The 17,273-nt window shown below is 43.6% G+C and carries 22 protein-coding genes, 1 tRNA gene and 1 pseudogene; all 24 read left to right on the top strand.

Going from position 1 to position 17,273, the window contains the following annotated elements; genetic code table 11:
- Positions 1 to 13: 13 nt before the first annotated feature.
- The 24 genes and pseudogenes from QFZ77_RS18760 (at position 14) to QFZ77_RS18875 (ending at position 17,238) form a co-directional block, all read left to right on the top strand.
- Positions 14 to 640: a YphA family membrane protein gene (locus QFZ77_RS18760; protein WP_307441749.1), complete on the top strand. Its 627-nt coding sequence runs from the start codon at positions 14 to 16 to the stop codon at positions 638 to 640.
- The gene (locus QFZ77_RS18765) at positions 640 to 1,545 is read left to right on the top strand and encodes a YIEGIA family protein (RefSeq protein ID WP_307441750.1); all 906 of its coding nucleotides are present in this window, start codon (positions 640 to 642) and stop codon (positions 1,543 to 1,545) included. Before QFZ77_RS18760 ends, QFZ77_RS18765 begins: the two co-directional genes overlap by 1 nt.
- A 6-nt stretch (positions 1,546 to 1,551) precedes the next feature.
- Positions 1,552 to 1,731, top strand: a complete 180-nt coding sequence (locus tag QFZ77_RS18770; RefSeq protein ID WP_307441752.1) for a capping complex subunit for YIEGIA — start codon at positions 1,552 to 1,554, stop codon at positions 1,729 to 1,731.
- A 131-nt stretch (positions 1,732 to 1,862) separates the two neighbouring features.
- Complete coding sequence (gene der / locus QFZ77_RS18775) at positions 1,863 to 3,188, top strand: ribosome biogenesis GTPase Der (protein ID WP_307441753.1); 1,326 nt, start codon at positions 1,863 to 1,865, stop codon at positions 3,186 to 3,188.
- Positions 3,189 to 3,201: 13 nt separating this feature from the next.
- The gene (plsY, locus tag QFZ77_RS18780; RefSeq protein WP_307441755.1) at positions 3,202 to 3,804 is read left to right on the top strand and encodes a glycerol-3-phosphate 1-O-acyltransferase PlsY; all 603 of its coding nucleotides are present in this window, start codon (positions 3,202 to 3,204) and stop codon (positions 3,802 to 3,804) included.
- Between the two features lie 91 nt (positions 3,805 to 3,895).
- Complete coding sequence (locus QFZ77_RS18785; RefSeq protein ID WP_307441757.1) at positions 3,896 to 4,939, top strand: NAD(P)H-dependent glycerol-3-phosphate dehydrogenase; 1,044 nt, start codon at positions 3,896 to 3,898, stop codon at positions 4,937 to 4,939.
- Between the two features lie 76 nt (positions 4,940 to 5,015).
- Positions 5,016 to 5,297 (top strand): stage VI sporulation protein F, encoded by a 282-nt coding sequence (locus QFZ77_RS18790; protein WP_171692376.1) that lies wholly within the window; start codon positions 5,016 to 5,018, stop codon positions 5,295 to 5,297.
- 103 nt (positions 5,298 to 5,400) lie between these two features.
- Complete coding sequence (locus QFZ77_RS18795) at positions 5,401 to 5,580, top strand: DUF2768 family protein (RefSeq protein ID WP_047674167.1); 180 nt, start codon at positions 5,401 to 5,403, stop codon at positions 5,578 to 5,580.
- 19 nt (positions 5,581 to 5,599) lie between these two features.
- On the top strand, positions 5,600 to 5,893 hold the full coding sequence (locus tag QFZ77_RS18800) for a 2Fe-2S iron-sulfur cluster-binding protein (RefSeq protein WP_307441760.1): 294 nt from the start codon (positions 5,600 to 5,602) through the stop codon (positions 5,891 to 5,893).
- Positions 5,894 to 5,920: 27 nt separating this feature from the next.
- Positions 5,921 to 6,508 (top strand): nucleotidyltransferase family protein, encoded by a 588-nt coding sequence (locus QFZ77_RS18805; protein ID WP_307441762.1) that lies wholly within the window; start codon positions 5,921 to 5,923, stop codon positions 6,506 to 6,508.
- 31 nt (positions 6,509 to 6,539) lie between these two features.
- Entirely contained in the window at positions 6,540 to 6,887 is a 348-nt protein-coding gene (locus tag QFZ77_RS18810) for a 2Fe-2S iron-sulfur cluster-binding protein (protein ID WP_307441764.1), read from the top strand.
- 24 nt (positions 6,888 to 6,911) lie between these two features.
- Positions 6,912 to 7,661, top strand: a complete 750-nt coding sequence (locus QFZ77_RS18815; RefSeq protein ID WP_307441766.1) for a hypothetical protein — start codon at positions 6,912 to 6,914, stop codon at positions 7,659 to 7,661.
- A 304-nt stretch (positions 7,662 to 7,965) separates the two neighbouring features.
- Positions 7,966 to 9,445 (top strand): annotated as a pseudogene (gene spoIVA, locus QFZ77_RS18820) (stage IV sporulation protein A).
- Positions 9,446 to 9,691: 246 nt separating this feature from the next.
- Positions 9,692 to 9,964 (top strand): HU family DNA-binding protein, encoded by a 273-nt coding sequence (locus QFZ77_RS18825; RefSeq protein ID WP_029193008.1) that lies wholly within the window; start codon positions 9,692 to 9,694, stop codon positions 9,962 to 9,964.
- 153 nt (positions 9,965 to 10,117) lie between these two features.
- Positions 10,118 to 10,191 (top strand) — tRNA-Pro (locus tag QFZ77_RS18830).
- Positions 10,192 to 10,286: 95 nt separating this feature from the next.
- Positions 10,287 to 11,213 (top strand): phosphatase PAP2 family protein, encoded by a 927-nt coding sequence (locus QFZ77_RS18835; RefSeq protein ID WP_307441769.1) that lies wholly within the window; start codon positions 10,287 to 10,289, stop codon positions 11,211 to 11,213.
- Positions 11,214 to 11,291: 78 nt separating this feature from the next.
- Positions 11,292 to 11,540 carry a trp RNA-binding attenuation protein MtrB gene (gene mtrB, locus QFZ77_RS18840; RefSeq protein WP_047674174.1) on the top strand — a complete coding sequence of 83 codons (249 nt, stop codon included), beginning with the start codon at positions 11,292 to 11,294 and terminating at the stop codon, positions 11,538 to 11,540.
- Positions 11,541 to 11,663: 123 nt separating this feature from the next.
- Positions 11,664 to 12,197, top strand: coding sequence for a hypothetical protein (locus QFZ77_RS18845; RefSeq protein WP_307441770.1), 534 nt, complete (start codon positions 11,664 to 11,666; stop codon positions 12,195 to 12,197).
- Between the two features lie 96 nt (positions 12,198 to 12,293).
- A complete protein-coding gene (locus QFZ77_RS18850) occupies positions 12,294 to 13,160 on the top strand; it encodes a heptaprenyl diphosphate synthase component 1 (RefSeq protein ID WP_307441771.1) in 867 nt (288 codons plus the stop codon).
- Between the two features lie 19 nt (positions 13,161 to 13,179).
- Positions 13,180 to 13,929 carry a demethylmenaquinone methyltransferase gene (locus QFZ77_RS18855; protein WP_307449639.1) on the top strand — a complete coding sequence of 250 codons (750 nt, stop codon included), beginning with the start codon at positions 13,180 to 13,182 and terminating at the stop codon, positions 13,927 to 13,929.
- A gap of 7 nt (positions 13,930 to 13,936) precedes the next feature.
- Positions 13,937 to 14,812, top strand: coding sequence for a UbiA-like polyprenyltransferase (locus QFZ77_RS18860; RefSeq protein WP_047674183.1), 876 nt, complete (start codon positions 13,937 to 13,939; stop codon positions 14,810 to 14,812).
- Entirely contained in the window at positions 14,809 to 15,420 is a 612-nt protein-coding gene (locus QFZ77_RS18865; protein ID WP_307441773.1) for a UbiX family flavin prenyltransferase, read from the top strand. The genes QFZ77_RS18860 and QFZ77_RS18865 overlap by 4 nt, the downstream gene beginning before the upstream one ends.
- On the top strand, positions 15,401 to 16,264 hold the full coding sequence (locus tag QFZ77_RS18870) for a menaquinone biosynthetic enzyme MqnA/MqnD family protein (RefSeq protein WP_307441774.1): 864 nt from the start codon (positions 15,401 to 15,403) through the stop codon (positions 16,262 to 16,264). Before QFZ77_RS18865 ends, QFZ77_RS18870 begins: the two co-directional genes overlap by 20 nt.
- Positions 16,261 to 17,238, top strand: a complete 978-nt coding sequence (locus tag QFZ77_RS18875) for a polyprenyl synthetase family protein (protein WP_307441775.1) — start codon at positions 16,261 to 16,263, stop codon at positions 17,236 to 17,238. Before QFZ77_RS18870 ends, QFZ77_RS18875 begins: the two co-directional genes overlap by 4 nt.
- The last annotated feature ends 35 nt before the right edge of the window (positions 17,239 to 17,273 follow it).

The following is a 17,273-nucleotide window of genomic DNA, read 5'->3' on the forward strand; positions in this document are numbered from 1 at the left end:
GGGTGGTCCGATTATGAACTCCGGTTATTTGTCTTTAATTCTCCTTTGTATCACGTTGATCTTATTCGCCAGCGGATGGAAAGAACTGTACATCAGAAGTATATCGCACAAGGGCATGCTTCTTTTTTTTGTCTCTTGGATTGTCTTTTCTAGGTTTACCGTAACGATCCAGCATGTTCAAGTGGGGCTCGTTTATGTCTGGGTTCTGCTCATCAGTTTGGGTATTCTCTATAAGACACAAGGATTCATACATAAGCTTCATTTACTTTCCATCGGCCTTTTATTAGGTTCCCTTCATTTCTTGTTGCAGCAGCTGCTTGAGATGGACCCCATACTCATCGTTCGTAACTCGGAATGGGATACGGCATTATTGCTTGCCGTTGTAACTCTCGTTTTACAGCGCAGTGCATGGGAGCAGATCGCGGCACTCTCGATTGGCTACTTACTAGGAGATATGTATCAGGCGGGAATTCATCCAGTAGATGGCTACCATCATGTCGGTAAGGCGACATTTCAGGACCAATGGTGGCTTTCTGTTTTTGCGGCGAGAACGATGACCATCATCCTTCAATCCGCTTATAACGGCTGCCGAAATATCATTCGCAGCTGGATGGACCGAAGAGGAGGCTGGAAGAAGTAATGGATTGGTTCTATTCGCACCGTTATACGATAGGTATTGTCGTGGGGGTTATTTTTGGCATTCTGGCACGTCTGAATATGTTAAGAACGGACTACAGGCAATATCCGACCTATCCTCACGGTAAGATTATACATATTTCCCTTGGTGTCATCGCAGCAGGACTAGGAGCCGTGGCTGTCCCTGCTTTGCTGGACAAAAATTATACGGCAGTCACTTTCTTATCGTTAGCCGCCCAACAATTTCGTGATGTGCGCAATATGGAAAGACAAAGTCTATCCAAGGTTGATGAGTTAGAGTTAGTTCCAAGAGGAGCGGCATATATTGAGGGGATAGCAATGGTGTTCGAGGGAAGGAATTATCTCGTCATTTTCTCAGCATTTCTTGCGTCTTTATTCAGTATATTGTTTGCTTGGTATTGGGGGATCGTTGCAGGGATTGTGTCCATTTGGATTGCTAACTATTTTAAATCAGGTAACAAGCTAGCGAAAATTGCAGACATCGAACCTGCTGATATTCGGATGGATGGACCAGATCTGTTCGTCGGCTCGGTTTATATCATGAACGTTGGACTCGCAGACAGCCGTGACAAAATACTTGAACACGGGCTTGGTTTCTTAATTAAACCCAAAAATCGCAATGCCCGCGTAACGTTAGCTCATTTAGGCCAAAGACAAGCTATTCTTCATGATATTTCAACCCTGTTTGGTGCTTACCGAGATGAAGGAGAGCCTTCATTGCGTCCGATGGCTAAGCTGGATATGAATACCGGCACATTAGCCGTTCTGCTCCTCCTACAGGAGAAAGATGTTGAGAAAACATATATTGCTCTTCATCGAGTACCCGTATTGGAAAGCGCTGTTCGAATGCCGTCTGAAGCGGGTGTAAACAAAAAGAAGGAGGCCTAAAACAGGATGTCGCAAATCCTAGCTATTGTAACCTTGACGAAGGAACGAATAGGTGGAGGTGCTCCAATCTTCGTTGTGGATAAGGAAGATGAGCTCCAAAAGGTCTCTTTCTCTCTAGAAAAGATATTGGATGCTAACGCTCACGATTTGCAAAATGGCACGATGATTTTGGTCAGGCATACCTGAAATAGCTGGTGTGCCCGCTTGGTATCTTGTGGAGTCTCAAATGAGATTAGCCAAGCCGTGTCTTTTTTGTTATGATGTAAGTTGCGTATTTTTCCATGGCTGATCATGGAATTCGAAGGAGTGAATGAGTAGTGGCTAGACCTGTACTTGCAATTGTTGGCCGACCAAATGTCGGCAAGTCCACCATTTTCAATCGAATCGTAGGAGATCGTCTTGCGATTGTGGAAGATAAACCGGGGGTTACACGTGATCGATTATATGGCGTAGGAGAATGGCTTAATACGTCATTCAGTGTCATTGATACAGGCGGTATTGAAATTGAGGGGGAGGATGCGATCCTCAAATCCGTTCGTATTCAAGCGGAGCTTGCTATTGAAGAGGCGGATGTCATTGTTTTTATGGTGGATGCCAAAGCGGGCGTAACACCTTCGGATGAAGAAGTTGCCCAATTGCTATTCCGCTCCAAAAAGCCGATCGTACTTGCTGTTAACAAAGTAGATAACCTTGCGCGTCAAGATGATATTTATGAATTTTACTCTCTTGGGTTCGGTGATCCAATCGGAATATCGGGCTCTCATGGTATAGGAATCGGGGATTTGCTTGAAGCTGTTTGTACACTTTTCCCTGACAAAAAAGATGATGAGTACGGCGAGGAAGTTGTGAAATTTGCGTTAATCGGTCGCCCGAATGTTGGGAAATCATCCATGACGAATGCCATTCTTGGAGAAGAAAGGGTTATCGTAAGTGAAGTGGCAGGGACGACGCGCGATGCGATCGATACCCCATTTGAACGGGATGGACAAAAGTTTGTTATTATTGATACGGCAGGAATGCGTAAGCGAGGTAAAGTCTACGAAAACACGGAAAAATATAGTGTCATGCGTGCCATGAAAGCGATTGAGCGTGCTGATGTTGTACTCGTCGTCATCGACGGTCAAGAGGGCATTATCGAGCAGGACAAGCATATTGCCGGTTATGCACATGAAGCAGGAAAAGCGATAGTGATTGTCGTAAATAAATGGGATATCGTCGATAAAGATGATAAAACGATGCAGCATTTTACACAAACCATTCGTGATCACTTCTTGTTCTTAAGCTATGCTCCAATTGTGTTTGTTTCAGCCAAAACAACGCAGCGCTTGCATAAACTGTTGCCTGTCATTGTTCAAGTTGCTGAAAATCATGCTCTTCGTGTACAAACACATCTTCTCAATGATGTTGTTTCGGATGCTGTAGCCTACAATCCGCCTCCTACGGATAAAGGTAAACGCCTTCGTATTAACTATGTGACACAAGTTGCTGTTAAGCCTCCTGTCTTTGTGCTCTTCGTGAATGAGCCTGAGCTCATGCACTTTTCATATGAACGGTACTTGGATAACAAGATTCGTGCAGCCTTCGGATTTGAAGGTACTCCGATTCGCATCTTAAGCCGTAGGAAATCATCGGACAAAGAATAGGAGATGTTGTGCATTGCTTTCGATAATAACAATTGTAGTGGGTTATTTATTAGGCTCCATAAGCTTTAGTTATTTATTCGGAAAATGGTTCAAAGGCATTGATATCCGCAAGCACGGGAGTGGCAATGCGGGGGCGACAAATACGCTTCGTGTTCTGGGTAAGGGACCTGCCATCTTAGTTCTTTTGCTTGATGCCTTGAAGGGAGTTGCTGCCGTGTGGATTGGAACATGGGCAGCTCCCGGACCCGATGACATCTGGATTCGTGTACTATGCGGGCTTGCAGCCATCGTCGGGCATAATTGGCCGGTTTACTTCGGCTTTCGAGGTGGTAAAGGTATCGCAACCACCATCGGTGTTATGGCAACACTCTGCTTCATTCCAACGTTAATTGCAGGTTTAACAGCCATTGTAATCATTGCGGTCACCAGATTTGTATCGCTCGGTTCCCTTATTCTAACTGCACTTTTACCTTTCCTTATTTGGGGGATGGACCGACCTTTGCCAATTTTGTGGATTAGCATTTTGCTGTGTGCGTTTGCCTTTATGCGTCATCGTACGAATATTGTGAAGCTTATTCAAGGCAAAGAGAACAAGCTGGGCCAGAAAAGGGCTTAGCTAATCTCACGATGTCAGTTTTGTAAAAGCAAAACTCAGTAACGCTTACGATGCCAGTTTTGCTAAAGCAAAACTCTTAGGAGGGGTAACCTTGTCAAACAAAGTATCGGTCCTAGTCGCTGGAAGTTGGGGGACGGCACTTGCCTCGGTACTGGCGGATAATGGGAAACAAGTGCTTTTATGGTCTCGTAATGAGGATCAGGTTATAGAAATAAATGAGAAACATCGTAACAGTCGATTTCTTCAAGATGTGGAGCTATCGCCGCTAATCATAGCGACAAACTCGCTGCAGGAAGCGGTAGAGGATGCAGATGCGATCATTATGGTCGTACCTTCATCTGGTATGCGCGAAGTAGCGTCACGGATGCGTCCTTTTTTGAAGAAGGATACTTTAGTAGTTCACGCTACCAAAGGCTTTGAAACGGGAACGCTAAAACGTATGACTGAGGTTCTTGCCGATGAGCTTCCAGAAATAGATCCGCAGCGGCTTGTCGTACTTTCCGGCCCAAGTCATGCCGAGGAAGTTATCCGTAAATGTCCGACGACTGTCGTGGTCGCTGCCCAGGACTTGGAAGCGGCTGAAGCCGCACAGGATTTGCTGATTAACTCCTACTTCCGCGTCTACACGAATCCGGATGTTGCCGGTGTTGAGGTTGGAGGGGCGCTTAAGAATATTATTGCGTTAGGCGCAGGGCTGACCGATGGTCTAGGCTTTGGTGATAATGCAAAGGCTGCTCTAATGACGAGGGGTTTGGCCGAGATTGCTCGTCTAGGCATGGCAATGGGAGCCAATCCGCTTACATTTTCCGGCTTAGCAGGGATTGGCGATCTGATCGTAACTTGTACGAGTCAGCATAGTAGGAATTGGCGTGCCGGCAATAAATTAGCTAAGGGTATCCCCCTAAGCGAGGTTCTTGAAGAGATGGGAATGGTCGTAGAGGGCGTGAAGACAACCAAAGCTGCCTATGAGTTGTCCCGTAGATTTGACGTAACCATGCCGATTACAGATGAGTTATACAACGTTCTCTTCGATGGGAAGTCGCCTCAGCTAGCTGCACAAGATCTGATGGGGCGCGTCAGAACCCATGAAATTGAAGAGGTAGCCAGCGTCTCAGTAACAAATGTATTGAAGTAGCCTACACCACATCCTATCCGCATTCATACTATACCTTAGAAGATCCAGTCATCCAAGGTATAGGGAGGCGGCACATTTGTCGAATAAGGATATCTCGAAAGACGTATTAAATGTGGTGAAAAAGAAAACGGGTAAATCCGTTACTTCTAAAGATATTGAGAAACTAGCCAGCGGTGTGAAACCTTCTACCCTGCAAAGTGAAGCTCAACTTCGCCAACTCATCAAACAAGTTTCTGGTTTAGTGAACGTGAAGGTTTCAGAAGAAACCATCAATGATATCGTTCAGGCGGTCAAAAGCAGTAAGTTGGATTCCAACAATATGCAGCAATTGATGAACATGATGATGGGTAAGAAATAAAAAGCATGAAGGGGAGATCGTTCCCCTTTATGCTTTTTTTCTCATCCTATGCTATACTTACTGGTGATCAATTTGAATGTTTCATACATAAGGAGTTAAGATTATGTCAAGTTTAGACAAAATGTGGGCATCATTCGTGGCGATCGGACTCATGGTCGTCGCGTCATTATTAATTTCTTACGCTAGAACTCGAACCACAGGCGTTCTTCGTGTTGTGTTATCCGTGATTGCTTTTTTCCTATTTATTCCGATTTTACTTTACATGCTGCTATCTTTGTTTTAGCAACCTGGAGGAGATATCGATGTTAGAATTAAAAACACGCAAAACACAGAAAACGATAGAGTCGGTTACCGGATTAACGATTCTGGACCACGCGCTCAAAGAAGATTTGGATTGGGGTTTTTCGTGTACACGGGGTACTTGCGCCAGATGCCGTTGTTATGTAGCTTCAGGCCGAGAGCTGCTGTCAATGCCTTCGGATGAAGAAGAGAGCCGACTGGAGCCTGAGGAGATCGAGCAGGGATATCGATTAGCTTGTCAGTGTGTAGTAAAGCAATCCGGTCATATTTCCGTTACGCATAAGCCTTATTTCTAAAATTTCTGCCTGAAAGGTGTGGGCATCTTGGTCCTGCTGGAGCCGTTACTACCAACGATTACAACCATCCATACACAATTATTGCAAGTTCCAGACGTACGATGGCTCATCGGTGGAAGCTGCGGACTGCTTTTACAAAACGTAGATATTGGAAGAAGTCCAAGAGATCTGGACATCTATGTAGATGACCACGATGTAACTGCTGTACATACTTCCTTATTCAATTATTCGGTGGATGCACCGATTTATAGTGAAACCCCCATTTATGCTTCAATCCTAAGTCATTACCTTATCGAAGGAAATACTGTGGAAGTCGTTGGTGATTTCAGGGTTAATGCCCTGCAATCTTTTTATCAGGTGGAAGCTTCGTTTCTTTGGGAAAATCATAGCCATTCGGTCACGATCGACGAACAGGAAGTTAAAATGATGCCGTTAGCCCATGAACTTCTCTTTAATTTACTTCGTAATCGTCCTGATCGTTATGAGGCTATTGCGAAGACCATGAAAACTTTTCCAGAGCTGCATATGCAGGCGTTAAGTGATTTAATGCAAAGAAATCGCTGGGGAAACGAGTTTGAGCGAAAGCTGAAACGGTTGATAGATTCAAGTAAATAGCAGGAAGATAGCCTATCAGAAGGTGGACACGATGACTGTATCCGAAGTACATTTTTGGCCCGATGATAAAAAAATAAGTGTTCGACCTGGAATGACCTTGCTGGATGCAGGGCGCAAAGCTAAGGTTCACATCCGTACCCGTTGCGGAGCCAAGGCCGCTTGCCTTATGTGTAAGGTTAAGATTAGTGATCCAAGTGGTCTTGCACCTATGAATGTGAATGAACGTTTAAAGCTAGGCACTCAGGCTGACGAGGGCTTTCGACTTGCTTGTCAGGCCCGTGTGATTGGCTCTGTTCAGGTCACTATTCCCGAAGATCCTCTTAAGGCAGCCATTCGTGCCCAACTTGCGAGGCAGGCGGAGGAAAACGATTTATTTTAGAAAAAAAGATAGGATGATTATGTCGTGAAAATAGCTCGAAGCCTTTTACATGGTAGATGGGTAGGTATCACTCTCTGTATAGTCATGCTGCTCAGTGGTTGTGCTTACCCTAAGGAGATGCGTAAAGAGAATCAAATTAACCCAGCTGAGTTCATTACCGTTGTTCAGCAGGCCATTGATCTCTACCACGAAAAGAACGGCGTCCTTCCCATCAAGAATAGTGATATGACAACACCCCTATATGAGAAATATGTGATCGATTTTGCCAAATTGAAAAAAACCAATCTATTGAGTACGGTTCCGGCAAATGCGTTCGAAAGCGGCGGCATTTTTATCTACGTGCTGGTCGATGTAGAAACAAAGCCGTTAGTTAAGTTGATGGATTTATCTGCATATCAAAGTGTCGAGGATGTCCAGAAGAAAATCAATGATTATAAGGTGAAGCATGATGGTAAACTGCCCTCGGGCATTGCTATTAATGAAGCTTTTGATTATATTGATTTTGAAAAGCTTGGCATGAAATCTCCCGAGATCAAATCCGTTTACAATCGCAAAAATTACATCACCTACTTGGTGAACAAACAAACCGGTGATGTAGCGATTGATTATGCGATGGACATTATGCAGCTTATCCAAAGCAATTCGTTAGTAAGCTCATTGAAGTCGGATCAGGATTTGCGAGAGATTCTCGTGAATAAATCTTATTTCGTGCCTATACGCAGCTACCTGTATTTATGGCAAAATAATCAGCCTATGCCTCAAAATAAACAATAGACACAACCTCTTACAGAAATCTGTAAGAGGTTTTTTTAGATTTTCAGAATAACCCATACAAGTCAATCATATATTTTTTCAATGTGGTGAGACTTTGATCTAGCGTCAAAGGTCCACTAAATATGGTTCTATAAGGAAAGCCGTATGTGCTTCATAAAATATGAGCGGCAAAAAAAGATTATACGCATCTATCATATTTCTATCGAAAGTACATATATTTCTTACTAGTCCAAATGAATGTACGAGTAGTCAATTGTTACCGTCACAAGAGTCAGTTGACGACCAAACTGTAGGAGGGATTCTCTTGGAGAAAGTGGATATCTTTAAGGACATTGCAGAGCGAACGGGAGGGGACATTTACCTGGGGGTTGTCGGAGCGGTCCGGACAGGAAAATCAACCTTTATTAAGCGTTTTGTGGAATCTGTAGTGCTTCCTAACATTCAAAGTGAAGCGGATAGGATCCGGGCTACCGATGAACTCCCGCAGAGCGCTGCTGGCCGCACGATTATGACAACGGAGCCAAAATTCGTACCGAATACGGCGGTCCAAATTTCGGTGGCTGAAGGGCTGAATGTGAATGTTCGCCTTGTTGATTGTGTAGGTTACGCAGTCGATGGCGCCAAAGGCTATGAAGACGAGAACGGACCGCGGATGATCAATACACCTTGGTTCGATGAACCGATTCCATTCCAGGAAGCAGCTGAAATCGGAACACGCAAGGTCATTCAGGAACATTCGACACTCGGTGTTGTTGTAACTACCGATGGTACGATTTCTGATATTCCGAGGTCTTCGTACGTGTTGGCAGAAGAAAGAGTCATTAATGAGCTGAAAGAAGTAGGCAAACCGTTCATTGTCATCATTAATTCACAGAAACCGAATAGTGAGCCTGCGCTTGAGCTGCGCAGCGAGCTGCCAAAGCCGCTACGACGTCCCTGTTGTGACAATGAGTGTAGCAAGCGCAGGCGAAGAGGAAATGGTCTCAGTACTGCGTGAAGTGCTCTATGAGTTCCCTGTTCATGAAGTGAACGTGAACTTACCAAGCTGGGTGATGGTTCTGGACGAGAATCATTGGCTGCGGACTCAATTCGAAGCTTCCGTACGTGATACGGTTCAGGATATTAGACGCTTGCGCGACGTTGATCGTGTCGTCAGTCAATTCGCCGAATATGAGTTCATTGATAAAGCCGCTTTAGCCGGACTTAATATGGGGCAAGGTGTAGCGGAGATTGACCTGTTTGCGCCTGATGAATTATACGACCGCATTCTGGTCGAAGTGGTCGGGGTAGAAATTCGCGGCAAAGATCATCTGCTTCAGTTAATGCAGGATTTCACACATGCGAAACGAGAATATGATCAATTCGCCGAGGCGCTCGAAATGGTGAAAACGACAGGCTACGGCATAGCGCCTCCGACGCTCGCTGAGATGGCTTTGGATGAGCCGGAGTTAATCCGTCAAGGATCTAGGTTTGGTGTCCGTTTACGGGCTACAGCGCCGTCTATCCATATGATTCGTGTGGATGTGGAGTCGGAGTTCTCACCGATTATCGGTACGGAGAAGCAAAGTGAAGAACTTGTCCGCTATCTCATGCAGGATTTCGAAGATAATCCGCTTAAAATATGGGAGTCCGATATATTCGGAAGATCGCTTCATTCGATCGTTCGTGAGGGGATTCAAGGGAAACTTGCCCAGATGCCGGACAATGCCCGCTATAAACTGCAGGAGACGCTTGGCCGAATTATTAACGAAGGATCTGGCGGTTTAATTGCAATAATTTTGTAAATATGTAGACAAAAAACACTCAAAAGAGTGTTTTTTGTCGTTTAATAGCAAAAATACCTACATAAATTGGAAAGCGATACTTGAAATTGCTGTCGGAGTGTATTACTATAAATTTATTCGTCTGCTTTCGAAGTTCATTTTTACTAAGAAAATCAACGATTTTTCATTAGATAATGTATATTTTCTGAAGAAACGGTGAAAACAGGAAGTAACGGAAGTGAGAAATCTTGGGGGGAGGTGAATGGCATGAATAAATCTGAATTGATTAACAAGGTTGCTGAAACCTCTGAGCTTTCCAAGAAAGATGCAACTAAAGCAGTTGATGCTGTTTTTGATGCAATTTCCGAAGCGCTGCAAGGCGGGGATAAAGTACAACTAGTTGGATTCGGTAACTTTGAAGTTCGTGAACGTTCTGCTCGTAAAGGACGTAATCCACAGACTGGTGATGAAATCGAAATTCCAGCAAGCAAAATTCCAGCTTTCAAACCTGGTAAAGCACTTAAAGATGGCATTCAATAATTGCGTTTTACATACTATTGAACGTTATATAACAACAAAGCCGTGACCGCTAATAGCTGTCGCGGCTTTATTTATTGCTAATAGAAAATGCCTTTACAATTCCAAAATCTCCTACTATAATTACAAAAGTGAATAAGTAACCTAAGTTACAAACGGGGTATGGCGCAGCCTGGTAGCGCGCACCCTTGGGGTGGGTGAGGTCGCACGTTCGAATCGTGTTACTCCGATTATGAAAAAGACATCGTCATCCGATGTCTTTTTCTCATGAAGAGGCTTGTTCCATAACAGATAGAACTTCTTAGAAGATTTAGGGGGAACGGTCTTGAATAAGTTGAAACTGAACGCGCTCGTGAAATCGCAAGATTGGACGATGTTTGGCATTATCGCTTCTATTTACTTGGTTTGGCGCATCGGGACGGTCGGGAACTGGAGTAAGGAATGTTGGATTCTGCTGTTAATTTGTTTGCTAGGTGTCCGCAAAGACCAGGTTGACGTGGATTGGAAACGATTCTTCCTATTTGGTATTCCTTTACTAGGTGTATTTTATTACTTCTACGGGACGGGAAATGGTTTCTGGTGGAGAGTCGCCAATTGGATGTTTGAGAATAACCGCCATCCGTGGCATTGGGATGATTATATGAACGCAATCCCGTTGAATACGGGCGGATGGGCGAGATGGATTGCATCCCCTTTTCTAGATAGAGCGATGGTATGGATTTATAATTACGGCTTTGTTTTATCTTTGTGGATCTGTATTGTGCGGAGCTTCTGGACACGCAGTATTAAAAAGATGCTTTCTTATGCATTATCCGGTCACATGCTGCAATTCCCGCTTATTTTGCCTTTTTACAATTTAATTTTGCTGCGTGAAGTCTGGTACGTTAATAAGCAGCCTGATTTATTACACCGAGTTTTTACGGATGAAAACTCTTTACTCGTGGCAACGATGAACTGTTTCCCTAGTATGCATACATCCATCTCCTTTGCTATGCTTCTTCTGGCCCTACGAGAAAAAGACCGTATATTCAAAACAATGATGGTCACATACTGCGCGGCAATCATTTTCTCAACCTTGTACTTACAAATTCATTGGCTGATTGATGTATTCGCTGGGATGCTATTTGCTTATGGTACAGTCAAGCTATCTGATTTTCTCATTCGCTTAGGATCCAAAAATATGCTGCCAACTACATTTAAGAAATTTTACCAAAAAGGAACGAAAGCAGCATCCAATGAACTAACAGTTTAAAGCTGGTTGACTTCCCGATGCTTTTTTTGGCATCATGAAGGTTAGGATTGTAGTTTAGGGCAAGAACGGAGGATGGAAATGGAACAATCGAATAAATCAAATAATCCGAATACGAATGGCAATGAATATTTCGTTATTAAAGCCAAGGATAATGGTGTACATGTCATTGGTCTAACTCGTGGTCAAGATACTCGCTTTCATCATACAGAAAAGCTGGACAAGGGTGAAGTCATGATTGCTCAGTTCACGGAGCATACATCTGCAGTAAAGGTTAGAGGCAAGGCGCTTATTATGACCAAGTACGGTACGATTGACACAGAAGAATAATTTATAATTGTTAAAGCAGGCATAGCCTGCTTTTTTTCTTTGTACAATGGTGTATAGGGCTTGGAACTATCGAATGCTTAATCAATTCGTTTGTGCTTGCAAAGTGTAGGAGGTGCTTGTTCAATGAAATGGTCGATGCGTATTGTGATAACGTTAGGTCTATCTATTATTATGGTCGTCTGTCTATCTGTACTTCCAAAGATGGATCGTTCCACGGGGTTAGGGTCGCCTTATAATTGGTCAAGCAATCGTGCAGGAGAGCTCACAAATAATAATATGGTTGATTTACTGGTGCAAGTCCCACTTCAGCTGCGGATTCGCAAAGTCGAGCTGAGCAACTCCCGCATGTCTCTTGATTTGAGCTTACCGAAAAACGCGGATTCAGCAGCCGTCTATCGAGATTTGTACACAATCGCACAAACCATGATAACGAAAACGAAAAATGTAAATCAAATTTGGGTTCGTGTCATCGATTATTCGGGTGTTACAGATTCAACATCTACACAGCTTGTGCTAGCGATGGTTGCAGAGCGCGAATATGGGAAGGATATGGAGAAGAATGCGAATGAACTCAGCCTTATTCAACTGGAGCAGCAATTACAAAACCGTTTTCGTATCACATACACCTCGAAATGGCAGCAAAGATATCCCTTATAATTAAATGTGCTTCTATGTACGTGTTATGATATAATGATTTGAATTGAGCATGTTTAGAACATAAATGATTTGGCACACGGTTACGGAGGCTTTTGCATGAATTCTTATCGGATCCCAGAGATCGCTAAGCAATACACAGAGTATGATATGATTCAAAATCACACAGACTTGCCCGATTTTCCGGAGCTTCGCACACGTCTGTTGTTTGCATTCTTGAACGGAAACAGTAAGTTTAGTTCTTCAAGCGAGTTGTATACGCTAGCTACGTCGCTTGTTCAACTTGCACTCGATACCCATGATTTGGTTACAGCTTCCAATGATGTCAAAGAGAAAAAGGCAGCAAGATCAAGACAGCTAAAAGTTCTTGCAGGGGATTATTTCAGTTCCCGCTTTTACAATCTCCTTGCTCAGGCAGGCCAGATCGAGATGATTAAACAGTTGTCGAATGCAATCTGTGAAGTCAACCGTCTCAAGATGAATATCTACATGAAAATGAAGCAATTGAAATTGACGGCAGAAGATTACATCCACCTAACCGTGGAAATTAAATCTCAGCTGTTTTTGTCTTTCTCTGAATTTATGTCTGAGGTCTATGACCAAGCATGGCCTGATATTCTGAGAAGTTATGCAAAGTGTGAGGTTATATTTGAAGAGATTTTCCGCGTCGAATCTGCAGCGAATTTCAGGGACAGCTGGGGATTCTGGCACATTCTGCAGCATGGTACGAAAGAAGAACGGAAGCAGCTGCATGCGGAAGAGTCCGATCAAGCCAGACTTCGTACGCTCATTCATAAATATAATATTACTTCGCAGCTGTATCAGATGCTGGACTCCCATACTAAGCAATTACAGTCCAAAGTACAGCAACTTGAATCGGATAAACTAATAAGTGAACTGTTTCACATTGGGGAGCCGTTTCTTCGATTCTCAGCGAAGCAGCCCAAAGTGCTAGAAGAAATTTGAGGTGACATCCAAGATGAATATGACAAAAACAAATAGCAAAACGAATACAACCAAAACCAAAGAAGAATTCGTTCACTCTGTCTTTGAAAGTATTGCACCCAAATATGACCTTATGAACAGTATCCTAAGCTTCCGTAGGCATAAAGCATGGCGTAAATTCACAATGAAGAAGATGAATGTGCAGCCTGGAGAGACAGCTATTGATCTGTGCTGTGGCACATGTGACTGGACGATCAGTCTTGCTCAGGCGAGTGGAAGCGGAAAGATGGTTGGGCTGGATTTTAGCCAAAACATGCTGGATTACGGTGCAGTGAAAATCAAGCAGCTTCACTTGGATCAGCAGATTGAGCTAATTCAAGGTAATGCGATGAGTCTTCCGTTTGACGACAATACGTTTGATTACGCAACGATCGGATTTGCCCTTCGTAATGTTCCCGATTTGGAGCAGGTCATCCGTGAAATGCAGCGTGTCGTTAAGCCAGGAGGGCTAGTTGTGTCTTTAGAGCTCTCTAAGCCAACTTGGCAGCCATTCAAGTCCATTTATTATTTTTATTTTCAGCGTGTACTACCTTTTTTGGGCAAGCTAATAGTAAAGAAGTACGAGCAGTACAAGTGGCTGCCGGAATCATTAATCCATTTTCCAGATCATAAACAGTTAGCCGCTATTTTTACGAACCAAGGATTGGAACATGTACAGGCGCACCCATTAACAGGTGGGGTTGCAGCATTGCATATAGGAACCAAGGGGAAAACGAAATCAGGAGTGTAGTCAGCATATGTTTACTAAATTGAAAATATTTTTGGAAATGATTAAATTTGAGCACAGTGTGTTTGCATTGCCTTTTGCGTTCATGGGAGCAATTCTAGGCTCAGTCGTATTAAATGGACATCTGCCTAGCTGGGCCCAGATCGGTTGGATAACACTAGCTATGGTTGGAGCGAGAACAGCAGCGATGGCCTTGAATCGTGTGATTGATAAAGCCATTGATAAAAGAAATCCAAGGACGGAGAATCGAGCCATTCCCGCGGGGCTTATCTCCATTCAGCAGGTTATTATTTATATTATTATTTCGTTTGCAATGCTTTTCTGGGCAACCTCAAATTTAAGCTCTTTATCCATGAAACTGCTGCCAATTGCAGTGTTTTTTCTTGTCTTTTACTCATACACCAAAAGATTTACATGGACTTGCCACTTTGTCTTAGGTTTGACATTAGGGTTAGCTCCACTTGGGGGCTGGGTTGCCGTAACCGGTCAATTTACATGGTCTTCTATTATTTTTTACTTGACGGTAGTATGTTGGAGCGCTGGTTTCGATCTGATTTATGCTTGTCAAGATGCCGAGTTTGATCGGAATGAAGGTCTGCATTCCTTACCAAGCCGATTCGGGATCAAGGCTGCCTTGAATACCGCTCGTGTCCTACATGTTCTTACGGCCGTTGGTTTAGTCACTTTGTTTTTCATCACACATTTGAGTTGGTTCTATTTAATTGGCCTCGTTATCGCTTATTTTATTTTGTATAAAGAACATAGACTTGTCTCACCGCAAGACTTGTCCAAATTGAATACAGCGTTTTTCACGATGAACGGTGTACTGAGCCTAGTGATGTTTGCTTTCACGTTACTTGATGTGCTTGTGAGTCAGCATTCATGAGCGGTAACTGGGTAGTAGGAATCACTGGAGCTAGTGGTGCAATCTATGGCGTGCGGCTCAGCCAAGTGCTGCTGGATCAAGGTTTACGCGTACATCTAATCGTTACGGATGCAGGCTGGAGAGTGCTGCATGATGAATTGGATTGGAACGTAAGTAAACGCCAAGAAATGCTGCAGGAACATTTTGGCGGACGCGCTGGTTCCTTTGACTATCATCCAATTGCTGATATTGGGGCAACCGTGGCCAGTGGATCTTTTCGGACCAAGGGTATGGTTGTTATTCCTTGCTCAATGGGAACTTTATCAGGGATCGCTCATGGTTCATCTGATAATTTATTGGAGCGAACAGCGGATGTCATGCTCAAAGAAGGAAGAAAATTAATCCTGGTTCCAAGGGAAACGCCATTACACGCCATACATTTGGAGAACATGTTGACCTTGTCGAGAATGGGCGTGCGCATGCTTCCAGCTATGCCGGCCTTTTATAATCGTCCGCGCTCAATCGATGAGATGGTCGATTTTTTGGTGGGTAAAGTGCTGGATAGCATGGACATTGAACATTCCTTGTACCGAAGATGGGGAGATAACAATGAGCAACCTAGACCCTAAAATACGAATTGGCCGGATTAATTATACAAACGTTTGGCCGATCTACTATTACTTTCCCGAACTTATGAGTAGCTCTGAGGTCGACATTATTGAACAAGTCCCAACCTCACTTAATCAAGAAATGGCTGCTGGGAACATCGATATGGGGCCCATTTCTTCCTTTGCTTACGGAGAATCCTTTGAAAATTACGTGCTGTACCCGGATCTTTCAGTTAGCGCTTATGGAGAAGTGAATTCCATACTGTTGTTCCATGAAAAGCCGTTACGCGAAATTGCGAATGGTCATATTGTGTTGCCAACAACCTCAGCTACGTCGGTGAACTTACTCAAAATCATTCTCCAAAAGTTCTATAATGGGAATCCGACTTATGAATATGCGAAACCCAATTTAGAAGAGATGATGGAAAAAGCAGACGGCGCTTTATTGATCGGAGACGATGCGATTAAAGAGAGTTGGCGCAATAAAACGTATATGATTACAGATCTTGGGCAAGAATGGGCCAAATGGACAGGACAGTGGATGTCATTTGCCGTATGGGCGATTCGTAAAGAGACAACCCAGAAGTATCCGGAACTAGTTGCAGCGGCTTTTGAGGCCTTCATGGCTAGTAAAGCCAAGGCACACAGAAATCCGGAAGAGATGATACGCGAGGCACAAAGTACGGTAGGTGGGACATCTCCATTTTGGCATCATTATTTTCATACGCTATGTTATGATTTTGGATCGGAACAATGGGAAGGTCTTGCTACGTATTACAAGTACTGCTATGAGCTTGGTTTCCTGCCGAAACCGGTTAGCATTGGGTTATGGTCAGAGAAAAAGAACGCACGGGTGACGGAATGAAAAATTTAATGGAAATCTATACGAGAAAGAAAAAAGATATAGCTGCAATTGAAAAAGAGCTCGAGGAAAGCGTCTATACAGATCATGCGATGCTTCGAGAAACTTCAATGCACTTACTGAAAGCGGGAGGGAAACGGATTCGCCCCGTCTTTGTTCTGCTTTCTGGCGAGTTTGGGAGCTATCAGCTCCAAACGATGAAGCACGTCGCTGTACCGCTCGAGCTCATTCATATGGCATCGCTTGTTCATGATGATGTGATTGACGATGCAAACACTAGACGCGGACAATTGACGGTCCGATCCAAATGGGATAATCGGATTGCTATGTTCACAGGAGATTATATTTTTGCCAAAGCTTTAGGAGTCATAACCCAAATTCATAAGCCAGCAGTCCATCAAATTATGTCTAAAGCCATCGTAGAGATGTCAATTGGGGAAATGGAACAAATTCGTTTCTTTTTCCAATCAGAGCAAACAATTCGAGATTATCTATTACGGATTAGACGTAAAACGGCTCTTCTAATTGCCATTTCATGCCAACTAGGGGCGATGGCGGCGGATGCACCCGACTGGGTAAGCAGCAAGCTGTATGCTTTTGGCTATAACATAGGTATGGTGTTTCAAATACGGGATGATATTCTGGATTTAATCGGTACAGAAAAGCAAATAGGGAAACCGCCGGGCAGCGATGTCAAACAAGGAAACATAACGCTACCTGTCCTGCTCGCGATGCAGGATCCATCCTTGAAGCCGCTCATTTTGTCTGAATTAGACCGTATACATAAGCTGGATGGACAAACGGATGTAAGTCGATTCTTGGATATGATCCGTGGCAGTGAAGGCATAGATAAAGCTGAGGTACTTTCTCAGAAGTATCTTGATAAGGCAATAGCTTCTCTGGACAAGCTGCCAAATGTTCAAGCCAAGAAAGATCTCATTGAAATTGCACATTTTATCGGAAATCGTTCTTATTAATGTATTGTTCTTCGATTTGAGAAAAGCTGCCAAAA

It is taken from the genome of Paenibacillus sp. V4I3, from assembly GCF_030817215.1.
GTDB lineage: Bacteria > Bacillota > Bacilli > Paenibacillales > NBRC-103111 > Paenibacillus_E.